This is a genomic window from Natronosporangium hydrolyticum (assembly GCF_016925615.1).
GTDB lineage: Bacteria > Actinomycetota > Actinomycetes > Mycobacteriales > Micromonosporaceae > Natronosporangium > Natronosporangium hydrolyticum.
This window is the reverse complement of sequence record NZ_CP070499.1, coordinates 2272500-2294677: the sequence shown is the minus strand read 5'-3', so window position 1 is coordinate 2294677 and position 22178 is coordinate 2272500. Positions and strand designations below refer to the sequence as shown.

Genomic DNA, 22178 nt, shown 5'->3' with positions numbered 1-22178 from the left:
CGCGTGAACCGCAGCAACGCCAGTTACCCCTCAGGCAAGAACTAGCTAGACCGCAGATCGGTGAGCAGCAGATCCACCAGCCGCTCCTCCATCACTGCCCGACCAGCCGCCCGCATCGCAGCCGCCAGCGTCGGATCCCACCCGGTGGTGGCCGGCTCGCCCAGCAACGCCGGTCCGCTCCCGCCGGCCGCCGCGTAATCCTGGACCGACATCCGCCAGGGGAGCGCGCGGGGGTAGCGCGCCAGCGCGGCGGTGGTGATCCTCACCCCGGGCCAGTCGAAGTCGTTTCGCCACCGGATCACGGTCTCCGCCGGGGCCGCGGAGAGTAGCTGGTGCGCCGCCACCGACGGCACCCCCTCGGTGCAGATCAACGGCCGGGCCCGCGGTGCCAGGCCGACGGCGGCCCGCAACACCGCTGGGTTCTCGCACACGAAGATCTCGTCGACCGGCAGCGTCAACGACGCCAGCCGGAGCTGGTGCAGCGTCACCCGGAGCGGTACCCGTGCCTCCGCCGCCTCGGTGAGCCAACGGCCAAGCAGCCCACCGCTCGCCGGCAACCCCAGCACCAGCACCTGGCTGGCCAGGTCATCGGGTACCAGTCCTACCGACTCCCACAGCGCCCGTTCCTGCGCCCGGTTGCCCGGCACCGCGGTGCCCTGCCAGGCCGCCAGCGCCCGGAGTACGAGGCCACGCACGACCCCATCCGCCAGCGCTTTAGGGTCGTGGAGCACCCGGTCGGCGAAGACCGGCAGCGGTTCGCCGTCGACCGGCAGCGCGTCCAACGCCCGCACCACGGCTGCGAAGGGCACGCCGGTGCGGGCCACCCGGGCGAGCCAACCGTCGCGGCGCAGGCTGGCCAGCCACTGCTCGTACCACTGCGTCCCGGCGTACTTGCTGCTGGAGGCCACCGTCAGCACCGCCTCGCGGGCGGCGGCCTGGTCACGAATTTCGGCCGTCCGGTCCCGCAGCGGCGCCGCGGCGGCCAGCACCGCCAGCAGCCCGGCGCCGTACGCCTGCTGGAGGTAGCTGTCGACCTCGGCCAGCGGAACCCGCAGCCGGGTGGCGGCGGACGACCGGTGAGCGCCGGTGACCCCGATCACCACCAACCGTTCCGCCTCGGTCGGTGCGGTCAGCGAAACCGCGCCCGCCAGCGACCCACCGGTGCGTTCGAGGCTGCGACGAGCGGCGGCGAGCAGCCGGGACCAACCGGGCTCGCCGGTCAGCGTCTGCCACCGCGGCGCTGGTTCGGTCACGCCACCTCCGGGTACGGCAGCAACGCATCCCCGGCCGCTGCGCCGCCGGGAGCATCGACCGCCGGGTATCCGACCGCCGGAGATCGGCGGGTGCCGGGCGAACCGTACGCCTGCGCCAGGCTCCCGTCGAAGTCGGCGAGGTTGGCGGTGCCGTCCCAGACCAGCAGCACCGCCGCGACCGCCTGCTCCGCCGCGGAGTGGGACAGGTCGTAGTGCGCCGCGCCGCGTACCGACTGGTGGGTGGCCCACAGATCGAAGCCGGTCATGAACAGGTCCAGATCGAACTGCCGGGCCAGCGACATCAGCTCGCCCCGGCCGGTCTCATCGACCCCGGCGAACGCCTCGTCCATGCCCAACAGCCGGGGCGCCTCCGGCCGCGCCGAGCCGAACAACGCGTTCGCCGCCGCGAACAGCGGCAGGTGCAGCGAGACCGACTGTTCACCACCGGAGAGCTGACTGTGCCGCGCCCGGGTGAGGGCCTCGGCGCCGCCACCGGGCCGGTGCAGCGTGAACGCGAACACCCGCCACTGCCGATAGTCCAGCACCCGGCCCAGCAGTTCCCGGTACGGCAGTTCGGGGGATTCGGCGCGAGCGGTCTTGATCCGGCTGGCGAAGTGCCGGCGCAGGCTGGTCAGCTGGGCCGGGCCGAGCCGGGCCGGGTCCCGCTCCAGCAGTTTGCAGACTTCACGCTGCTCGGTCGTCAAGTCGTCGGCGAGCCGCCAGCCCACTCCGACGGTGATCCCGGAGGACATCCGCCGGGCCCGCATCTGGGTGTCCATCGCCTCGACCAGGTCCCGGGCCTCGATGGTGCGCTGATGGATCTGCCGGGCGAGCTGGCCCAGCAGCGCATCCTCCAGCACCTTCTGTTCGGCGTCGGTGAGCAACTGCTCTTGGTCGCGGCGTTCCCGGGCGATCCGTTCGGCGAAGTGTGCCACCGGGGTGAGCCCCTGCTCGTCGGCGACCCGTACCACGATCACGCCCTCATCGGTGGTCCACTCCGGCCGATGGTCCAGGCCGGTCGCGGGCAGCTGCGCCTGCAGCTCCGCCAAGGCGGTGGTGAGCCGGGTAGCGCTCTGCTTCAATGAAGTCTCGGTCGGGTTGAGTTCCCGGGTGGCCGCGAGGATCGCCTCGTGCAGGGCGACCACCGCCTCCGGCAGTTCGTCCTCCTCGGCAACTCCGACCTCGGCCGGCCAGCGCAGCTCGGTCGGGCAACGCAGCAATCCCAGCAGGTCCGGCTGTGCGTACGGGCGCAGGCGTAGCGCCTCCTGCTGCGCTTCGGCGACCGCGCCGGCCAGCGCCTCGTCGCCCAGCTCCACTCTCGCCTCGGCCGCGGCCCGCCGCCGCCCGGCCTGACTGTGGGCGGCGCGCGCACCGGTCAGCTCCGCCTCGGCGACGGTGATCTCGGCTGCTACCCGGTCGGCTTCGGCGAGCACCTGCTCCGCCTCGGCGCCGACCGCCTCCCACAACGCTTGGTAGCCGGCGTCCTTCTCCTGGTGGCGCTGGGCCGCCTCGGCCGCGGCCGACTCGGCGTCAGCGACCCGCTGCGCCGCCTCGTCGTGCCGCTCCTGCGCCGCCTGCTCGGCGTCGAGGGCCCCAGCGGCGTGCCGATGGGCTCCCTCCAGCTGCACCCCGCCACGCTCGAACCGACTGACCGCGGCCGCCACCTCGTCGACCCGATCCGCTGGCAGCGACCGTTCGGCCGTAACCCGCTGCTGTACCGCCGCCGCGGTGGAGCGCTCGGCCAACGCCTGGTCGAGCCGGGTACTCGCCGCCGCGGCCGCGTCGTGGCGGGCGGCGAGCGTCGCGGCGGCCCGGTCGAGCTCCCGCTGGGCTGCATGGACCGGTTGTAGCGACGGCAGCGCGGCGGCGGCCACTCCTACCGACGCCAGCAACTCGTCGATCGCCTGTGCCGCCGCCGCCACAGCAGTGATCTGCGCATCGAGCGCGGCGAGGCCCCGGTCGCACTCGGCGATCCGGGCGGCCCGGCGGGCGGCGCGGGCGGTAGCGCCGATGTACTCGGCGGTCGGCTTGGCGAACCGGCCGGCGCTGACCCCGTGCCGGTAGTGCCCGCCCCGGCCGACCGCTGCCACCGGGGCATCGGCCGCGGCCACCGATATCGGCAGGTCGACCAGGGCGATCGAGGCGAGCACCGCCGCCACCCGCTCCGCCGGCACCTGCTGCTGCACCTCCGGCACCAGCAGGTCGGCGAGGGTGTCGCCGGCCGGGCGGCGGGCTGCGGGCAACGGTGCCAGATGGCCGTCCTGCTCCCCATCGGCGACCGCCCTGGCGGCCGAGTCAGGGTCAGGGTGCACCCAGGCATCGAGCAGCCCGGCGGCGTGCAGCGCAGCCTCCACTCCGGCGGCGTCGCGGTCGGCCACCTGGTCGGCGAACCGCACCAGCCGCCACAGCGGCGCGCCCGGCTGTGACTCCCGCGCCGACCGGCGGGTGGGCGGGGTTGGTGGGGCGTCGTCGTGCTCGGCGGCGATCCGTTCCCGCTCCGTCGCCAGCTCGACTCGCTGCCGGTCGAGGGTGTCACGCTGCGCCGAGAGCGCCGCCGACCGGTCCCGCCGGGCCGCGACCGCGGCGGCGGTGGCGTCGCTGAAGATCTCGCGCAGGCTGGGCGCCTCGCCGGGCTCCCCCGCGGCACCGGCCGCTTCGGCCAACACCTCGGGCAGGTCCGGCACCGAAAGCTCGGCCAGCAGATCGGCGTGACCGTGCCGCCACCGCTGCACCTCGGCGACCGCCGCTCCCCGGGCGTTCGCGAGCGTCGCCTGCCGCTGCCCGACCTCCGCCTCAGCCGTCGCCACCGCCTCGTCGGCGGCGGACCGGTCGTCGCGCGCCCGGGCGTGGTCCCGCTCCGCCTGCGCCGAGCGCTGCGCGGCCTCCCGCACCGTTGCTATGTCGACCCGGCGGGCGCTGACCCGGGCGGTGACCCTCGCGGCGAGTCCGTCCGGCACCGCGTCGTCCGCGGGCCAGTCGATGCCGGCCAGCTCCGCCTCGCCGGCGAGGGCGTCGGAACCACGCTGCACCGCGGCGGCGGCGTCCCGGGCAGCGATCGCAGCCTGCTGCCGCTCCCGGCCCCGCGCCTGTTCGGCGGCGCGCTCGCCGACCACCGTGGCCTGTGCCCGCTGCGCGGCCACCGCCAGGTCGGCCACGTGTTGTTGCAGGTCGGCGAGGTCCTGCTGGGACTGGTAGGCGGGCGAGTTCTGCAGGCTCGACAGGTGGGCGCGCAGCCGCGCGGGCTCCGACTCGGCCGCCGCGAGCCGCTGCGCCGCCGCCTGCTCGTCGTCGGCCGCCGACGCCGATTCCGCCCGCGCCTGCGCCACCGCCTCGTGTTGCCGGGACACCGCCGCCCGCCGGGCGGTAGTCGCGTCGGCCGCCGCGCGGGCGTGGGTACGCAGGTAGGTCGAGTAGATCGACAGGAATCCGGTGGTCGCGGTGTCGGCGGCGACCAGGCCCTCCAGGGTGCGGGCTACCGCCTCCATGTCGTCGAACGAGTGCGCCGCCTCCACCAGGAGATGTTCGTCGACCGGTCGCAGCCCGCGCTGCAGCGTCCGGGACAACTCGGCGGGGTTGAGATCTTTCGCCAGTTGCGGCCGCCGTAGCGTCAGGACCAGGTCGAGCAGCTGCTCGTAGCGGGCCGGGCCCAGGCCGAAGAGCCGGGCGTCGATCTGGTGTCGATGCTCCTCCGGCGAGTCCCGAACCGCCTCATCGCCGAGCTCGGCCAGCAGCTGCTTACGGTTCAGCGGCCGGTCGTCGGCGTCGAGCAGGGAGAAGTCCACCCCCACCCGGCCGTCGGTGACGAAGTGCCAGCGGCTGACCCGGTCCACGTGCCGGTGGGCGCGCAGCCCTATCCCCACGGTCACATACCGCTTGCCGTCACCGAACTCCAACCATACGTACGCGTGGGAGACCTCCTGGCCACGGTAGAGCAGGTTGGACTTCATGGTCCGCTCTTCACTGGCGAACGGGTTGAGCCGGCGCGGCTCGATCCGCCCGTCCAACACGAACGGGAACAGCACCTCCAGCGCTTTGGTCTTGCCCGACCCGTTCGGGCCGCGGAGCACCAGCCAGCCGTCGACGAAGAGGAACTCCTCGTCGCGGTAGTCCCAGAGGTTGATGATGCCGGCACGGGTGGGCCGGAACCGGCCTACATCGGCGGGATCGGTCACGATTAGTCTGTCCCCATGAGTCGATGGCGGATGGCGTCAGGCGAAGAGTTCGGGGGTGGTGGCGCGCTTCTTCACCGTCGCCACGGTGTTACGGTAGCGACCCACCAGCGGCCGCACCAACACTCCACCGGGCACAATGGCCACGGCACCGAACCGCGCCAGCAGCGCCACCGCCTCGGTGCGCAGCCGCTGCGGGTCGGCGTGCCAACCGGCGCCGAAAGCCTTCCCGTAACGGCGTAGGATCTGATCGGTCGATTCCTGCAGGAAGCTGTCGGTGGCGAACGGCAGCCGACCGGGGCCGGCCTGATCATCTCGGGGGCGGCCGAAAGCATCGGGGCCGCCGTCGTCTCCGGGGCCGCCGTCGGTCGCCGCCGGCGCGAGGTCCGGCGACTCGTCGGGCAACGGCACCAGGGTGCCGGTCGGCAGCCCGGCGTCGATCTCTCGCGCCAGCCGCAACCGCTGCTCGGCTGGCTCCGGTGGCGGGAACCGCCGGACCCGCCGCCGGTCCGGGTCCACTACCCGGTCGGCCATCTCCACCGCCAACAGTACCGCCGCCTGCGCCACCGAACCGGTGCCCGGAAACCGCTCAACCGAGAAGTTGACGGTGTCCACCAGCAACACCCCTTCGGCCCGCCGCTCGACGCGTAGCCCGGTCAACCGGTACAGATCGGCCGGCAGCGCCGAACCGCGCAGGTGGTTGGCGACCGGCTCGGCGACCTCGGCCAGGTAGACCACGGGCTGTTCCACCACCGCCCGACGAGCCGCCTGCGCCGCCGCCCGCCGGGCCGCGTTCCCGCTGCTGTTGGGGTTGTCGGCGGCCCCGGAACGATCCAGCAGGGCGGTCACCGACTCGACATGCTGCAGCACCCGGCTCGGCCGGAACAACGCCAGCACCACGTCCCGGGCCACGTCGTAGAGCGCCTCCCCGGTGCCGGGGTCGCTGGCCCAGGCGACGCTCGATCCGTCGGCGGTGCGCAGGGCCCCGCGCTCCTCCAACCAGCCCACCGCATCGACGAACGCCCGCCGGTCGGCGCCCCGGTCCGGGTCCAGCCCCAGTCCGGTGATCCGGCCAGCGTCGGCCGCCACTGACTCGGCCAGCTCACTGAGGGTGATCTGGATCCCGGCGCGGCCCAACACCGCCAGACACAACGACAGGTACGCGTACCGCTGCCGGTCGAACGGGCGGCCGTTGCGGGAACGGGCGGGATGGTCGGTCTCCAGGCTGTCCCGGGTGCGCACCAGCCGGGCGGTGGCGCCGTGCAGCTCCAACCGGTAGCCGAAGGCCTCGGCCAGGTCGTGGCGGAGACTGGCGGCGAACCGGCGGACTCGCGGCAGCGCCTTCTCATCGGGCCAGCCGGCGGTGATCAACGGATGTCGCAGCACCAGCCGGACGGCCCGCTGATAGTCGGCGAGCTCCAGATCCGAGATCTCCTCGGCGAACCGGTGACCGCTCACCGGCCAGACCTTACGCTCTCCGCCGCCGGCGACGGCTGACCCGCCGCCTGAGTGGCGGTGGCGCCCGACCTCGCAGTGACGGTGTTGCCCGACCCCCGGCTGATGGTGTGGTCGGCGCGGCTCACGGTCACCTGGTAGCCGTCCAGGTGCAGCGCTCCGGCGCTGGTGGGCACAGTGGTGAACCGCCCCGGGGTCGGTGTGAGCGTGAGCCGGACCCCGTGCGCCGCGGCTACCAGCGGCGCCCGGCCGGCGCCGGGCGCCCGGGCGCCGAGCACCAGGTCGAGCATTCGCAGCAGCACCCCGGTCTGGGCATCGTCCAGCGGTTGCGCTCCGAGTGAAAGTTCGGCCAGCTCGGCGGCGGCCCGCCCCAGCCGCTGCTCCTCCGCGAGCTGGCGTTGCCGGAGCACGGCCCGCGGCGCGTCGGCCCGGTCGAGCCGGGCCGGCCGGCCCTTACCCTGCCCCGGCAGCTGGCCGGCGGTGACCAGGGTCCGGGAAAGCTCCACCGCCGGCGCGTCCCACCAGGAGTGCCGGGTGGGGATCGCCTCCGGGTCCGGAAAGGCCACGCTGACGTGCCGCGGGGCGCCGAGGCCGAAGGTCGCGTCGAACAGGGCGTGCGCGGCCGGTTCGGTCTCGACCAGGCAGAACCAGGCGGCGAGGTGCCGCAGCTGCGACTCACGACTGACCCCGCCGCGGCGCGCCTCGGTGATCCGGCGCAGCAGCGCCAACACGTCCCCGATCGCCGCCATGGTGGCGTCGGCGAGCCGATCGGCCTCGCTGATCTCGTCGGCGCCCGGCGGCGCCAGCCAGGAGCGCAGCCCGTCCCACCGGCGCTGCCAGTCGGCCAGCCGGTCGGCCGGGGTACGGAAGATTCGCTCGTCGGCCTCGGCGGCGGCGGCGACCAGCCGATCCAGGCCGGTCGCCTCCACCTCGTGTACGGCCGTGCGCAGTCGTGGGGTGTAGCGCTGCAGTTCGTCGTGGAAGTCGCGCAGGTGCGCCAGCAGGGCGTCCTTGTGCGCCAGGAAGGTCTCCGGCCGCAGATCGTTGGTGCGGCTCAGATCCCCCAGCATGTGGTAGAAGCGCGCGGCCCGCTCCACCATGTCGGCGAGCGCCCGGTCGAGCCGGTTGAGTTTGCGGTAGACCTCCTCGCTGTCGCCCGCGGCGTTCGCCGTCGCCAGCGCGGCGAGGTCGGCCAGCAGGTCGGCGAAGACCAGCCGGGAGAGCGTGCTGTCGTCCATCGTGGCGGAGAGGACGTTCTCGACCGCCCGGTGCGCCCGGTAGCCCGCCTCGGTGAACTGGTAGACCGAGTGCCGGTTGCGATACTCGGCCAGCGTGGTGGCTCGGGTGCTGTCCTGGCCCCGGTCGAGCACTCCCCACTCCACCAGCATGTCGAGCAGCCGGGACAGCTCCAGCTCGGCCGGGTCGGGACAGTCCGGGGCGCGGTCCCGCAACGCCGCGAGCGCGGCGGCCACCTCCGAGGTGTGCAGGAGGACATGATAGTTGGAGCGGGCGGCATCGAAGGCGCGTAGCACCCACAGGTAGCCGAACCGGTTGTCGGCGGTCAGATAGCTGAACAGCCGCATCCGTTCGTCGAGCCCGAAGTCGTCCAGCCCGAAGGTCGGTGCAGGTGTGTCGCCGGTCGCCACCATCGCCCCGCCTTCCCACCGTCGACAGTGCCCGCCGACGGGCGGCCCGCCGACCCATTCATCGCATGCATGGTATCGGCCGGTGCCCCCTGACCCTGGTAGCGGTGCCGCTGGCAGCAACCCGGCCTCGGCAACGGCCTTCGTTGAATACGACATCTCATTGTTAAGTCTGTAATAAGGTGATTTGATCGCCTGGAGGCCATCGGCGGCGGCGACCTCGGGAGGGAGGAGGGGACGGGATGGTCTTCTTCGTCGGCCAGTGGGCTTTGATCGTGGTCGGCTTCGTCCTGCACCTGCTGCTCGACCGGCACCCCGACCGGCGTACCGGGCCGCGTGCCGTGGAGCTAGCACTGCTGTGGGTGTTGGTGGCCGGCGGCGCCTGGGCGATCATCGGCGGGATCGCCCACATCGGACCCAACTCGACCGAGATCGCCGATCAGATCGGGTACGAGCCTTCCATGTTCCAGTGGGAGGTCGGCTGGGGTGATATCGCGCTGGGGGTGCTCGGCATTGGCTGCGCGCTTCGCCGGCTGCGCGGAAGCTGGTTGACCGCCGCGGTGGTGGCGCTGGCGATCTCTTACTTCGGCGACGCCATCGGGCATCTGATGCAGCTGGTGGCGCACGACAACCGCGCACCGAGCAATGTCTGGTCACTACCGTCGGACATCCTGCAGCCGTTGTTGGCGATCGGGCTGCTGATCGGCTACCGCCGGACGTCCCGCCGGCCGGAGCCGCGGCGGGGCCGCCACGCTCGCCCCGACTCCGGTTGACAAAGTTTATCGACCCGACTTATTCTCCTGGCAGTCCGGGCACGCCGATGTGCCGTGCGGTGAGCGGCGTAGGGCCCCGCCACCCTCGCGGCACCGCGCCTTTAGGAGTGTCATGCACGGCACGTTACGGGCCGCCCGCTGGCGGCTCGCCCTCAGCACTGTCGCCATCACCTCGTTGTTGACCGGGCTCGGTGTCGCCGCGGCCAGCACCGCCCACGCCGCCACCGGCTGCAGCGTCGACTACTCCGCCGAGCACGAGTGGCCCGGCGGCTTCACCGGCAACGTCGCGATCACCAACCTCGGCGACCCGGTCGACGGCTGGGACCTGGAGTGGACCTTCCCCAGCGGGCAACAGGTCACCCAGGCCTGGGGCGCCACGGTCGCCCAGTCCGGCGCCGATGTGACCGCCAGCAACGTCGGCTACAACGGCAGCATCGCCACGAACGGGACGGTTTCGTTCGGGTTCAACGGCTCCTGGTCGGGCAGCAACCAGGCCCCGGACCAGTTCGTCCTCAACGGAACCACCTGTACCGGCGACGTGAGTGAGCCGCCGCCCACCAGCCCACCGCCGACCACCGCGCCGCCGACGACGCCGCCCACCACGCCCCCGCCGGACGGCGAGGACCCGATGTCCGTGGTGGCTGCCATGGAGCCCGGGTGGAACCTGGGCAACTCGCTGGACGCGGTCGGCGACGACGAGACCGCCTGGGGCAACCCCTGGATCACCCAGGAGCTGATCCAGAACATCCGGGCAGAGGGCTTCAACAGCATCCGGATTCCGGTCACCTGGAGCGCCCAGCAGGGCCCAGCCCCCAGCTACACCATCGATCAGGCCTATCTGGACCGAGTCGAAGAGGTCGTCGACTGGGCGCTGGATGAGGACTTCTACGTCATGATCAACATTCACCACGACTCGTGGCAGTGGATCGTCGACATGCCGAACGACCGGACCAACGTGCTCGACCGCTACAACGCGATCTGGACCCAGGTGGCGGACACCTTCCAGGATGCCTCCCCCCGGCTGATGTTCGAGAGCGTCAACGAACCGCTGTTCACCGGCTCCGACGACGCGCTGCACACGGAGCTGCTGCACGAGCTGAACGTCTCCTTCCACGAGATCGTCCGCGACTCGGGCGGCAACAACGCCGACCGGATGCTGGTGCTGCCGACCATGCACACCGGATCCGAACAGCCGTACCTGGACGCGTTGAACCACACCATCGCCGAACTGGACGACCCGAACCTGATCGCCACCGTGCACTTCTACGGCTTCTGGCCGTTCAGCGTCAACGTCGCCGGCTACACCCGGTTCGACGACGAGGTACGGCAGGACATCGTCGACACCTTCGACCGGGTCCACAACGCCTTCGTCACCCGCGGCATCCCGGTGGTGATCGGAGAATACGGGCTGCTCGGTTTCGACCAGCACGTCGGCACCATCCAGCAGGGCGAGAAGCTGAAGTTCTTCGAGTTCGTCAACCACTACGCGCAGCAGACCCAGCTGACCACCCAGATCTGGGACAACGGCCAGCACTACAACCGCAACGCGATGCACTGGCGGGATCAGGAGTTCTACGACATGCTGTCGGCGAGCTGGTCCGGCCGTTCCGGCACCGCCTCGGCCGACCAGGTGTATGTCGAGGTCGCCGGGCAGATCACCGACCAGACCCTCACCCTCAACCGGCACGGCACCACCTTCGAAGGGCTGCGCCACGGCAGCACCCTGCTCACCGAGGGCCAGCACTACACGGTCGCCGGGGACCAGCTCACGATCACCGCGTCCACACTGACCGATCTGGTCGGCTCCCAGCAGTACGGCGTCAACGCCGACCTGCACGCCGAGTTCTCGCAGGGCGCGCCGTGGCGGATCAGTGTGATCAGCTACGACACGCCGATCCTGCAGGACGCCAACGGAGCCACCAACTCGTTCGCCGTGCCCACCGAGTTCCGCGGTGACCAGCTGGCGACGATGGAGGCGGTCTACGCCGACGGCAGCAACGCCGGCCCCCACGACTGGACCTCGTTCAAGGAGTTCAGCCAGGCATTCGAGCCGGACTACGACGCCGGGGTGATCGAGCTGACCTCGACCTTCTTCGACAGCGTCAACGACGGCGCCCCGGTGACGCTGACCTTCCACTTCTGGAGCGGCGACACCGTGAGCTACGAGGTGGTCCGCTCGGGTAGTACGGTCACCGGCACCGCCGGCTGACCGACGACCCTGCGGTCACTGGGCCCCACGATCACTGGGCCCCACGGTCTCGCCCAGGGGCGGTCGCCAGCCCGGCGACCGCCCCCACCGCCGGTTAGGGTGGCCGGATGCAGATGCGACGGTTGGGGCGCACCGGGCGCCAGGTCAGTGCGGTCGGGCTCGGGGCTTGGCAGCTGGGGGCGGACTGGGGTCCGGTGGCGGCCGACGACGCCCGGCAGGTGCTGGCCGCCGCAGTCGAAACCGGCATCACCCTCATCGACACCGCCGATGTCTACGGCGACGGCCGCAGCGAACAGTTCGTCGGCGAGGCGCTGGCGCAGCCCGCCGGTGGTGACCTTTTCGTGGCGACCAAGCTGGGCCGTCGGGTGGAGCAGCGGCCGGAGCATTACCGGCTGGACAATTTCCGTTCCTGGCTGGACCGTTCCCGCCGCAACCTCGGCGTCGACACCATCGATCTGGTCCAACTACACTGCCCGCCCCCGGCGGTCTACGCCGACGACCGGGTCTTCGACGCCCTCGACACGCTCGTCGACGAGGGCATCGTCCGGGCGTACGGGGTCTCGGTGGAGACCTGCGCCGAGGCGCTCGCGGCGATCGACCGCAAGGGCGTGGCGACGGTTCAGATCATCCTGAACTGCTTCCGGCACCGGCCGCTCGACGAGGTGCTCCCCGCCGCGCAGGCCGCCGGAGTCGGCATCCTCGCCCGGGTCCCGCTCGCCTCCGGGCTGCTTTCGGGTCGCTACGACCTGACCACTTCCTTCGCCGCCGACGACCACCGCAGCTTCAACCGGCGGGGCGAGGCCTTCGATGTCGGCGAGACGTTCGCCGGTGTCCCCTATGAGGTCGGCCTGGCCGCGGTGCGCGACCTGGCCGGGGCGGTGCCGGAGTCGATGACGATGGCCCAGTTCGCCCTCCGCTGGATCCTGGACCAGCCCGGCGTGAGCACGGTGATCCCGGGGGCACGCGATGCCGACCAGGTGGCCGGCAACGCCGCCGTCGCTGATCTCCCGCCGCTCACCGCCGGCCAGCACGAGGCGGTCCGGAGCGTCTACGACCGGCACATCCGGCCACACGTCCACCATCGCTGGTAACCAACCGCACAGGGGCGCCCGGCGAGCCGGTGCTACCCGGCCGGGCCGGTCAAGCTCGGTGGGCCGGTCAAGCTCGGTGGGCGATGGTGTAGCGCACCGCGATCGGCATTGGAAGTACGCCGTCCGGCCGCCGGAGCGGCTCCAACGCGGCTTTGGCAGCGTCGCGGGAGGCGGCGAGCTTCTCCGCCGGGATGGCGTCCCAGAAGGCCCGGGCGCCGTGCGAGCGGTTCCACTCCAACCACTGGGCTGGGTCGCGGTACTCGACCTCGTACGCCACGGTCTCGTGCTCGACCTTGCCGAAGCCGGCCGTCTCCAACGCGGTACGCAACGCGTCGTCGGAGGCGAACGCCTCCCGCTGGGGCAGCAGCCGGGGCATCGTACCCGCCGGGATCTGACCGTAGAGCGCCTCGTAGACCGGCTTCCACTCGGGGAACTCCGCACCCCAGGTCGAACAGGCGAAGACCCCGTCGGGGCGCAGCAGCCGCTGGTAGCGGGCCAACGCGTCGGTGAGGTTGGGCAGGAAGAAGAGCATGTGGGCGGCGAGAATCCGATCCCAGCCGGCTTCGTCGGCCGGTGGATCTTCGGCATCGCCGACCCGCGCCTCGGCGTGGCGGAGCCCGGCGGCGGTGAGCGCGCGATCGAGCCGCGCGACCATGCCGGGCGCCAGATCGACGCCGAGCGCCCGCCCGGCTGCGCCGACTTCGGCGGCGGCCGGAAGCAACGCCGCACCGGTCCCGCTGCCAAGGTCGAGAACCCGCATCCCGGGCCGCAGCCCGGCGCGGGCCACCAACTCGCGGCCGAACCGGTCGAAGAACTCGGGGCCGACACGTTCATAGTCGTCGGCGGCGTCCTGGAACGCCTTGGCCACCACCGACTTGGTCTCGTCCTCGCTCATGCGTCACCTTCCGTAGACACCGCACGGTGGACCACCGCCGGCCCGGCACTACATGATAACGAAAATCTGTAGCGACAAGCTAGCGGTGGTCCACCGGTACGGCCCGGGAGTGCGACCGGGTCAGGCGTCCTGCCAATCGAGGATCGAGTCGACGATCAGCTCTGCGGCGCCCTGGTGCTTGGCGTAGTGGTCGGGGAACGCACTGCCCTGCACCCGCTGGGCGGCGACGGTCACCGGGAGGTCCTCCCAGCCGCCGACCCGCTCCAGGTCGTTGTAGAACTTCATGGCGCTGTAGCGGGGATCCATGCAGTACTGCAGATCGTTGACGCAGTAGTAGCGGACCCGCTGCTGGAAGATTCCGACCGAGTCGTGGTCACGGCCGTAACCGTCCCGCGGCTCGTAGTCGAACGAGTGTGGAACGTGGACGTTGGCCAGCACCTCCAGCTGAGACTCCTGCATGGCGGTGGCGATCGCCACCACGAAGGCCTGCCGGGACAGACCCAGGTCCTGCCCGGTCTCAACGATGGTGATGGCGTGCTGCAACTGCTGCTCGTTAATGCCGGCGCGCAGTTCGGGGCGAGGAGGCTGAGTCTCCCCTGTGGCGGAAACCTTGGTGGCCGCCGCCGCCGAGCTCTTCGGCCCCGTGAATGCGGTGCCAGCAGCCAGGATCGTAAGACCAACCAGTCCTACGAGTAGGGCATGGGTAACGCGACGAATCATCAGAGGGGAACCTTTGGGTTCGGGGACAAGGGAAATACACACGCTAGGCGCCATACGGCGGCGAAAAAAGGGGGCTGGCTCGTGAGCGGGGTCACGGGATATCAGCCTAGAGAATGATTTGCCCGAAAAATCACCCTCGGTGCGTTGTTTGTGTACGGATCGCCCGGCCAACTGGTCGGCTCAGCGTGAGCACCGTCATAGCCTGCGAGCTGCCGAACCCATCGGCTGAACGGTCAATCCCGACCCGACGATCGACGGCGATCCCCGCTCCGTCGAGGCCGCCGCACCCAAACTCGTTATGACACAGTCACACAGTGTTAGCAACTCCAGGCAGTACGTCCAATCAGCCAGTCCTTGGGCCGCCTGGGCCGCTGGGCCGCTGGGCCGCTGGGCCGCTGGGCCGCTGGGCCGCTGGGCCGCTGGGCCGCTGGGCCGCTTGGGCCACCTAGCCACCGGTCACTGGGTCACTGGGTCACTGCAGGACAGCGCCGGTGGCCACCATCAGCAGTAGCCCCAGGCCCGCCGTTGCCGCCCACAACGCCCACGCGAGTCGGCGGACCCGCCCAGCGCGATCCTCGCTGATCGGCACCAGTCGGGCCCCGCCCGGTAGGTAGCGCAGCGCGATAGCCGCCAACAGCCCGAAGGCCGGGAGCAACCAGATGATCGCCGCCGAGTTCGCGAAGAACCCGAAAGCTGCCAGGAGGAACAGAACTACCATCCCGGCGAAGAGGCCGAAACCCACCGCCGCCCGCCCGCAGGTGAACGCCACCACCATGCCGACGATGACCAGATACATCCACTCCTCGGCCGGGTTCAGCCGCAGCCCGGGGCCGGCTTGCCCGAACGCGAAACAGAGCACCGCACCGACCAACGGCGCCCACCGGATGCCGTACAGCTCCGGTTCCTGGTGCCACCGCCACAGCCCGACCGCAAAGACCACCAACAGCAACACCATCCCCGCGTACCCCGCCGCGGAGATGGCCGTGCCGCCCAACCAGGCCGGTTCCGGCACCGGCAACTGCCCGCCGGGGCCAGGCTCCGGCACCGCGAGGTCGATGGCCGGGGCGAGCCAGAGCCACAGCAGGTAGCCGACGCACGCCGTCGCGAGCACCACCGCTGGGAGCAGCGGCCGCCCCGGGACGAAGCAGAGCCGCTCCCCCGGCCCGGCCCGCCACGCCTCGGGCGGCCGACCGGCCCAGGTGTCGAGGTACCGCACCGGATCCCCGCTCGCCCCCTGCTCGAACGAGCGCCGCACCAGCAGCGGGATCGGCGAGACCGCGATGCTCAACGCCAGGAACGTCGCCAGGCCCGCCGCCAGCAACACATCCAGCGCGAGGAACGAGGTCGACAGCGCACCCCCGGCGAGTGCGCCGAGCACCCCGGCCGGCAGCCCGAACAGCGCCAGCTCCACGAAGAGCAGGGCCGACGCGCCGACCCAGGCGGCGAGCCGGTGCGCCCCGGCCCCTCGGCGCAGCCGGGGCGACACCCGCAACCTCGCCCCGGCATCCCGCAACGCCACCAGCAAATCGCGCAGGCCGGCCGCGTCCAGCTCGCGAAAGAACGGCCCCAGGTGCGCCGCCTGCTGCTGGGCAACCTTCGGCACGTCGTAGCTGGCGAAGGTGAGTCGCAGCCGGTGCGGCTGATCGGCCGTGGTCAGGTGGAGCGTGCCGTATCCAAGCGTCGCCCGAACCGGCCGGAGCGCGACCGTCTGCACACCGGCGGTCAGCCACAGCTGCCCGTCCCGCACCGCGACCAGGGCGGTCTGCTCGGTCTCCGCGCCGCCGAACGGCGCGGGCGCCACCTTCGCGATCATCGCCTCGGCCACCACCATGTGCCCCCAAGTTTTGGCTGGTCACGGTGCCAAGTTCAGCGGGGCACCACGCCGGTTCGCCTGGTCGGCTCACTGTAAGGCACCCGAGCAAGCCCGCGGCGGCCCGTCAACCCGTCGGCGCCGAGCGCGCGGCCTGTTCGCAGCGGGCTGCTTGCGAGCGCAGCGCCGCCGTCACCGCCGGCTCACCGCTGACCACCGCGAAGTCGGCGTCCAGCGAGGTGATCATCCAAACCAGCGCCGAAGTGCTGTCCGCGCCCATCGAGACCAGGCAGCTTCGGTCACCCTCCGCCTCGACCACGCCCATACCCGGCCAGATCCGGGCCCCGATCGCCGCTGCCGGCTCGTAGACGCGGAACACCGCCCGACACGGCCAGGTACGCGACGACAGCTGGTTAGCCAGGTAACGTACGGCGTCTCCGTCGGGTGGTGGCCGCGGAGCGAACCGGGGCCCGGCCGGAGTGCGCAGCGTCATCCGGTCCACCCGGAACGACCGCCAGTCGGCCCGGTCGACATCCCACGCCACCAGATACCAGCGACGCCCGGCGTTGATCAGGCGATGTGGCTCGCCGGTCCGCGCGCTCGATTCGCCGCCGTGGCTGCGGTAGTCGAACCGTAGCCGTTCCTGCCGCCGGCAGGCGTCGGCGATGGTCATCAGCGTCGCCGAGGAGACCAGCTCGGCCTCCTCGGCCGGGCCGCCGAGCCGCGCGGTGGCGGCCTGCAGGGTCTGCACCCGGTACCGCAGGCGGGGCGGTAGCACCTGTTCAAGCTTGCGCAGTGCCCGCAGCGCGGTCTCCGCCAGCCCGGTCACCGAGCCCTCGGCGGCGTGCCGCAGCCCGAGGGTGACCGCCACCGCCTCATCGTCGTCGAGCAGCAGCGGGGGCAGCGCGGCTCCGGCGCCCAGTTGGTAGCCGGCGGTGCCGCGGACGGCGTGCACCGGGTAGCCGAGATCCCGCAGCCGTTCCACATCCCGCCGGACTGTCCGGGTGGTGACGCCCAGCCGCGCGGCCAACTCCGCGCCGGAGCTCTCCCGGTGGGCCTGCAGCAGCGACAGCAGCCGAAGCAGCCGAGCGGAGGTGTCGCTCATCCGCCCAGCCTAATCCTGCTTAGGACCGAACCTGGCCTAACTACCTTCTAGCGTCGAGGTATGGCTACCGCAACGCCGGAGATCCGGCCCTTTCACATCGACATCCCGCAGGCCGACCTCGACGACCTGTACGCCCGCCTAGCCAACACCCGGTGGCCCAGCGAACTGCCCGGTGTCGGCTGGAGCCGCGGCGTACCCGTGGCGTACCTGCGGGAGCTGGCGGAGTATTGGCGTACCAGCTACGACTGGCGCGCCCACGAGGCCATGCTGAACCAACACCCGCAGTACCTCACCGACATCGCCGGGCAGACCCTCCACTTCCTGCACGTACGCTCGCCGGAGCCGGCCGCCGTACCACTGCTGATGCTGCACGGGTGGCCGGGCGGGGTGGTCGACTTCCTCGACGTCATCGGCCCGCTCACAGACCCGGTCCGGCACGGCGGCGCCGCCGAAGACGCTTTCCACCTGGTTATCCCCTCGCTGCCCGGGTTCGGCTTCTCCACTCCGCTGGCCGGGCCGGGCATGAACCCGGCCCGGATGGCCGACCTGCTGGGACAGCTGATGTCCCGGCTCGGCTACCAGCGCTACGGCGTCCAGGGCTACGACACCGGCGCCTGGGTCGGTCCCCACCTGGGCAAGCAGTACCCGAAGCAGGTGATCGGACAGCACTTCAACGCACTCATCACGTTCCCCATCGGGGAACCGGGCGAGTTCGACGACCTGACCGAGGCCGAACAGCAGACCTGGCAGGAGATGCAGAACTTCAACGGCGCAGCTCCTGCAGGCATGGCGCGACGTGCTGCGCCGGCCAAGCCTCGACGCCGACGCCAACTTCTTCCTCAGTGGCGGGACATCCATCCTCGCGGTCCGGTTGGCGGAGACCGCGAGCGCGCGGTGCGGGGTGCCGGTGACCATGGGCATGGTCTTCCGTGCCGCCACGCCGCGGGCGCTGGCCGAACTGTTGCAGGGCACCGCAGCCGCGTGACCGGCCCCGGGGTGCACGACACCGGCGAACCGGCATCGCCGCTAGCGGGCCAGGTGTAGCAGGGGGACGTGGACCTCGCGGCCGATCCGGCGTGCCTCGGCCAGCAGGAGCTCGCCGTGCTGGTCCCACAGCCCGGCCAGGCGCGAGGAGATGACGACCCGATCGAAGTACTCGTCCGGGTACGGGGTGTGGATGCCGATCGCATGCACCCGGGGGGCGCCGGGCCGCTCCGCCCCGGCGCGCGCCAGCAGGTCGCTGTCGAAATCGATCAGCGCCCCGTCGGGCGGCCACGACGCCGGCACCGTGGCCCCGCAGCCGAACGCGGCGATCCGGCCCGGGGCCATCCCGGTGCTCGCGTCCGCCAGCTCCGCGCGTACGTCCATGCCTCGTGCCTGCCACTGCCAGCGCTCCAGCGCCTGGTACGCCCGGGCAGCGATGCTTGTCGAGCAGTCGCCGCAGGTTACGTAGCCAGGACACACTCGACGCGGCACTCCGGTCATGCGGCGTCTCGACGCCCCAGGCGTCACGGGACGCGGTAAACGCCACGCCGCTACGGGCCAGCCGGTAGCCGAACTCCACATCCTCGAACCCGTAGCCGGTGAAGTCCTCGTCGAAGCCGCCGACCGCCCAGAAATCGTCGGCGTGGACCGAGACGTTGACCGACCAGCACAGCGACCACGGGGTGGTGAGCCTGCCGAGGTCGAAGTCGGCCTCGGCGAGCTCGGCATGCCGGACATCCCGGAAGGACGGCTGGTCACGCAGTCGGTCGACCACCTGTTCGGGGCCATGACTAACCAGCAGCTCACCGAGGCCGGTCAGGGGGTCATCCGGGTGGTAACCGTACACATACCCGAGCACGGCCGATCCGGGCCCAGCGGACTCCCCTCCGAGGCGGTGCGCGTCGTAGTGGGCACGTGCGAACTCCGGACCGGCCAAGGTGCCAGTGTCGAGGAATACGAGCACCGGCGCGGAGGCGAGCCGGGCCCCGCCGTTGCGGGCGCTCGCGGCCCGGAAGCCGCGGTCCGCCTGGCGGTAGTAGCGGGCCGGGAGGCGATCGGCGACGGTGCGCACGACCTGCGCGGTCGCGTCCGACGACCCGTCATCGGCCACCACCACCTCCAGCATCCCCGCCGGGAACCGTTGCGCCGCCAGCGATTCAAGGGTACGGGCGAGCAACTCCGCCCGGTTGTAGGTCGGGATCACCACCGAGACGGCGGGAACGGAGCGCGACGGCGCCACGGAGGTCATCAGGCATCGACCGCGACGCTGAGCCGCGCGGCCAGCGCGTCCACCGAGTAGTGCTCCCGGACCAGGTCCCATGCCGCGCCGGCGAGCCTGGTCCGCAGCTGCACGTCGCGTAGCAGGGTGTCGAGTGCGTCGGCGAACTCGGGTGGTGACTCGGCATTCAGGTAATGCACTCCGGGAGTCACGCCGAGCCCTTCGGCACCCTTGGCGGTGGAGACCACCGGCGCCCCGTACCCGAACGCCTCAAGGATCTTGAAACGCGTGCCGCCGCCGATGGTGAGCGGCACCGCCATGATCCCTCCTGTCACCACGTCCGCGATGCTGGCGGGGCTGGAGATCAGCTCCACTCCGGGTGGCAGTGACGGACCATCGATCATCTCCTGTGCGTACGCGCCCGCGATGACCACCGGCACGTCGTGCCCGCGACCATGCACCAGCGGTGCGATCTCGTAGCCGAGCCGCAGCCCCGCGTCAGTGTTCGGGTAGTAGTCCATGCGGCCGGTGTAGCAGATGCGTGCGCGGCCGGTGGCCGGCGCCGCCGGGCCGGGCAGGTCGACCACATTGGGCACGATGGTGGTCCGGCCAGGTGCGGTGTCATCGCACAGGGCGGCCACCATCGCGCGGTCCTCGGGGCTGCAGACCCACAGCGCGTGGGCAGCCCCAACGGCGGCCCGCTCCGCCGCCTCGACCAACCGCACGCTCTCCTCGTCACAGACGATGGCGTGGTACGAGCCCGGCGGTGCCGCCCGATGGATCGCCCTGGTGAGCGCCACCTCGACGTTGTGCATGTCGTAGATAACAGTGAGCTCGGGACGCTCCGCCAACACCGGCACGTATCGGTGAGTCTCCAGCCCGCTGCACACCACCACCGAAACGCCGTCCGCCACGAGCTCACCGGCGAGCCGGGTGGCATAGTCTTCGCAGTAGCGCCGGTCGGTGAACCAGACCTCCCCGTTGTGCCGGAACGAAACCACGCCGCGTGCCCGCTCGCCGGTGAGCTGGCATGCCGAACGGCAGTGCTCCCAACGGTTGCACCCGAGCTCGCGGACTTCACAGTCGGCGTAGCGACCCAACGCCTCGCGCAGTGCCCACCATCGCATCGACATCCCGTTCCAGCCGGGGTAGGTCCGGCCGGCGAGCACCACCACCCGGCGGCGGGCTCCTGAGTGGTGGGTCACCTTAGCAGCCATGTCGGGCCACCGCAGGCTCGGCCGCGTCCAGCAGCTCTATCCGGCCGTCGTACCCCCACCGGGCGGCCTGCCCGACACCGGGGTGCAGCTTGCCCCGGACGCCGGGCGGAAGCTGTCGGCCGTGCCCGTCGACGACTCGTGCGACCTCACCGCTGCGGCGCGCGCCCGCCACCAGCGCCCGGTCAGCCGAGGTCCACCAGAGCGCAGCCGGGCCAGCGGCCGATCCGGGTCCGCTTAGGCCCGGCAGAGCAACGTCTCATACCGCTGCACCAGTGCGCGCACGTCGTCCGGATCGAAGATCTCGGTACGGTAGCGGACCCATCCGAGGAAACGGGCGGGCTCGGCACCGATGTCGAACACGAGGTCATGCCAGCTGTGTCCGGTGTCGACCGGCATCGGCCGAGCCGGAAGCGTTCCCAGCCGGGTGTAGGTGGATCGCCGACGATACCGGTAGGCATACCGGAATCGCGGTGCACCGGCGGCGTCCCCTGGGTGGGGCAGCACCAGTTGGTGCGGCACCGGGTGGGCCGCCGCGTCCCGCAGGAACCTGTGAACCCGGGTGGCCAGCCCGGCGAACGATCCGGAGAGGTCCGCCGGTGCGGGGACCGGCAGCGTGCCGGTGCGATATCCCGCGTGCGTTACCGCGGGTCGGTCGAGGTGGGTTTCGATCACGAGGTCGGGTCCGCCGCCGTGGTGGGCGAGCAGCGCGATGTACCCGGCGAGCAGCACGACCTCCTCTGTGACCGCCAGTCGCCGTGCCAAGGCTGGTACAGCCTGGCCGACGGTCGGCCCGAGTGATTGGGCGAACACCGAGCCCGCGAAGGTCGGATCGGGTGGGGCGCCGCGGCCGATCGCGAGCGCACCGAGCGCCGGGGCGACACCGGCCAACCGGTCCTGCCAGTAGCGGACGGCGGCCGGTCCAGCTGGACGTTCCAGGTACGGGTCAGCTGGCTGGTCCAGGAGAGGCGCCGCCGGTGCGCCGGCGGACAGTGCTTGGTAGCACGCCGCCAGCTCCCGGTAGACCAGGCCGGCGGTCTCCGCGTCGCCGGCCAGCCGGTGCAGCACCAGCAGCAGTGTGTCCACTCCCCGGTACCGCAGCACTGCCGCACGGACCGGCAGCTCCCCCGCCAGGTCGAACGGGCGGCCGGCGGCAGCGCCCAGTTCGTCCGCCCACACGCAATGGCCCGGCCCGCGCACCGGCAGGTCCAGCGTGACGTCCGCTGGCGGCACCGCCACCGCCGTGGGCACACCTCGCTGCAGCAGGTACCGGGTCCGCAGGGCGGGGTGGCGGCGGACCACCCGGTGGAACGCCTCGGTCAGCGCCGGGATCGCCAGCCTTCCGCCCACCACGTACACGGCGAGCGCCTCGTTCCACACGCCGGCGCCCGACACACGCCGCTGCAGCTCCCACAGCACCCGCTCCGCGCCACCCAACCGGCGAGGCGAAGCCGACGGTGCCCCGGGCACTGTAGCCCTCGTCGATCGAGTCAGCACCACCCTCCTGTGAGGACCTGTCTGGGACGCTAGGGCCCCGGCCGACGACCCGCATGCCCCGTTACCTTTTTGATCGTCCCCAGCCGGGGACTCCTCGGTCGCCCGGCCCGGTATGACTTACTGCCCCTGTCGTAGCCATGA

The 22178-nt window shown here is 71.7% G+C and carries 16 protein-coding genes and 1 pseudogene; 4 read left to right on the top strand and 13 right to left on the bottom strand.

The features are described 5' to 3' along the window. Nucleotides 1-41 precede the first annotated feature (41 nt). Genes JQS43_RS10190 through JQS43_RS10175 form a run of 4 tightly spaced genes read right to left on the bottom strand, consistent with a single transcriptional unit; the run spans nucleotide 42 to nucleotide 8526 of the window. The gene (locus JQS43_RS10190) at nucleotides 42-1253 is read right to left on the bottom strand and encodes a TIGR02679 family protein (RefSeq protein WP_239678822.1); all 1212 of its coding nucleotides are present in this window, start codon (nucleotides 1251-1253) and stop codon (nucleotides 42-44) included. Then, entirely contained in the window at nucleotides 1250-5425 is a 4176-nt protein-coding gene (locus tag JQS43_RS10185; protein ID WP_239678821.1) for a TIGR02680 family protein, read from the bottom strand. The genes JQS43_RS10190 and JQS43_RS10185 overlap by 4 nt, the downstream gene beginning before the upstream one ends. Nucleotides 5426-5461: 36 nt before the next feature. Next, nucleotides 5462-6880: a DUF2398 family protein gene (locus JQS43_RS10180; protein ID WP_239678820.1), complete on the bottom strand. Its 1419-nt coding sequence runs from the start codon at nucleotides 6878-6880 to the stop codon at nucleotides 5462-5464. Beyond that, nucleotides 6877-8526: a TIGR02677 family protein gene (locus JQS43_RS10175; protein ID WP_239678819.1), complete on the bottom strand. Its 1650-nt coding sequence runs from the start codon at nucleotides 8524-8526 to the stop codon at nucleotides 6877-6879. Before JQS43_RS10175 ends, JQS43_RS10180 begins: the two co-directional genes overlap by 4 nt. Before the next feature lie 236 nt (nucleotides 8527-8762). Between JQS43_RS10175 and JQS43_RS10170 the strand changes: the two genes are divergently transcribed. From JQS43_RS10170 to JQS43_RS10160, 3 genes are all read left to right on the top strand, one after another. Further along, nucleotides 8763-9293, top strand: coding sequence for a DUF6790 family protein (locus tag JQS43_RS10170; protein WP_239678818.1), 531 nt, complete (start codon nucleotides 8763-8765; stop codon nucleotides 9291-9293). A gap of 112 nt (nucleotides 9294-9405) precedes the next feature. Then, a complete protein-coding gene (locus JQS43_RS10165; protein WP_239678817.1) occupies nucleotides 9406-11502 on the top strand; it encodes a cellulase family glycosylhydrolase in 2097 nt (698 codons plus the stop codon). Between the two features lie 107 nt (nucleotides 11503-11609). Beyond that, a complete protein-coding gene (locus JQS43_RS10160) occupies nucleotides 11610-12593 on the top strand; it encodes an aldo/keto reductase (protein ID WP_239678816.1) in 984 nt (327 codons plus the stop codon). 67 nt (nucleotides 12594-12660) lie between these two features. On the opposite strand, the gene JQS43_RS10155 is transcribed toward JQS43_RS10160, so the two are convergent. The 4 genes from JQS43_RS10155 to JQS43_RS10140 all read right to left on the bottom strand — a co-directional run bounded on the left by JQS43_RS10155 (nucleotide 12661) and on the right by JQS43_RS10140 (nucleotide 17123). Beyond that, nucleotides 12661-13488: a class I SAM-dependent methyltransferase gene (locus JQS43_RS10155; protein WP_239678815.1), complete on the bottom strand. Its 828-nt coding sequence runs from the start codon at nucleotides 13486-13488 to the stop codon at nucleotides 12661-12663. Between the two features lie 120 nt (nucleotides 13489-13608). After that, nucleotides 13609-14031 carry a hypothetical protein gene (locus JQS43_RS10150; RefSeq protein ID WP_239678814.1) on the bottom strand — a complete coding sequence of 141 codons (423 nt, stop codon included), beginning with the start codon at nucleotides 14029-14031 and terminating at the stop codon, nucleotides 13609-13611. Between the two features lie 649 nt (nucleotides 14032-14680). Next, complete coding sequence (locus JQS43_RS10145) at nucleotides 14681-16021, bottom strand: hypothetical protein (RefSeq protein WP_239678813.1); 1341 nt, start codon at nucleotides 16019-16021, stop codon at nucleotides 14681-14683. 124 nt (nucleotides 16022-16145) lie between these two features. After that, nucleotides 16146-17123 carry a helix-turn-helix transcriptional regulator gene (locus tag JQS43_RS10140; protein ID WP_239678812.1) on the bottom strand — a complete coding sequence of 326 codons (978 nt, stop codon included), beginning with the start codon at nucleotides 17121-17123 and terminating at the stop codon, nucleotides 16146-16148. A 60-nt stretch (nucleotides 17124-17183) separates the two neighbouring features. Between JQS43_RS10140 and JQS43_RS10135 the strand changes: the two genes are divergently transcribed. Further along, nucleotides 17184-18167 (top strand): epoxide hydrolase family protein, encoded by a 984-nt coding sequence (locus tag JQS43_RS10135; RefSeq protein WP_476739035.1) that lies wholly within the window; start codon nucleotides 17184-17186, stop codon nucleotides 18165-18167. Here the strand turns inward: JQS43_RS10135 and JQS43_RS10130 are convergent. From JQS43_RS10130 to JQS43_RS10115, 5 genes and pseudogenes are all read right to left on the bottom strand, one after another. Continuing rightward, nucleotides 18150-18608 carry a class I SAM-dependent methyltransferase gene (locus JQS43_RS10130; protein ID WP_239678811.1) on the bottom strand — a complete coding sequence of 153 codons (459 nt, stop codon included), beginning with the start codon at nucleotides 18606-18608 and terminating at the stop codon, nucleotides 18150-18152. The genes JQS43_RS10135 and JQS43_RS10130 overlap by 18 nt on opposite strands. A gap of 43 nt (nucleotides 18609-18651) precedes the next feature. Further along, nucleotides 18652-19356 (bottom strand): annotated as a pseudogene (locus tag JQS43_RS26275) (glycosyltransferase); the annotation flags it as partial. Next, on the bottom strand, nucleotides 19356-20543 hold the full coding sequence (locus tag JQS43_RS10125) for a glycosyltransferase family 4 protein (RefSeq protein WP_239678810.1): 1188 nt from the start codon (nucleotides 20541-20543) through the stop codon (nucleotides 19356-19358). The gene JQS43_RS10125 and the pseudogene JQS43_RS26275, both read right to left, overlap by 1 nt. Further along, complete coding sequence (locus JQS43_RS10120) at nucleotides 20533-20715, bottom strand: hypothetical protein (protein ID WP_239678809.1); 183 nt, start codon at nucleotides 20713-20715, stop codon at nucleotides 20533-20535. Before JQS43_RS10120 ends, JQS43_RS10125 begins: the two co-directional genes overlap by 11 nt. A gap of 62 nt (nucleotides 20716-20777) precedes the next feature. Beyond that, nucleotides 20778-22010 (bottom strand): condensation domain-containing protein, encoded by a 1233-nt coding sequence (locus tag JQS43_RS10115; protein ID WP_239678808.1) that lies wholly within the window; start codon nucleotides 22008-22010, stop codon nucleotides 20778-20780. Between the last annotated feature and the right edge of the window lie 168 nt (nucleotides 22011-22178).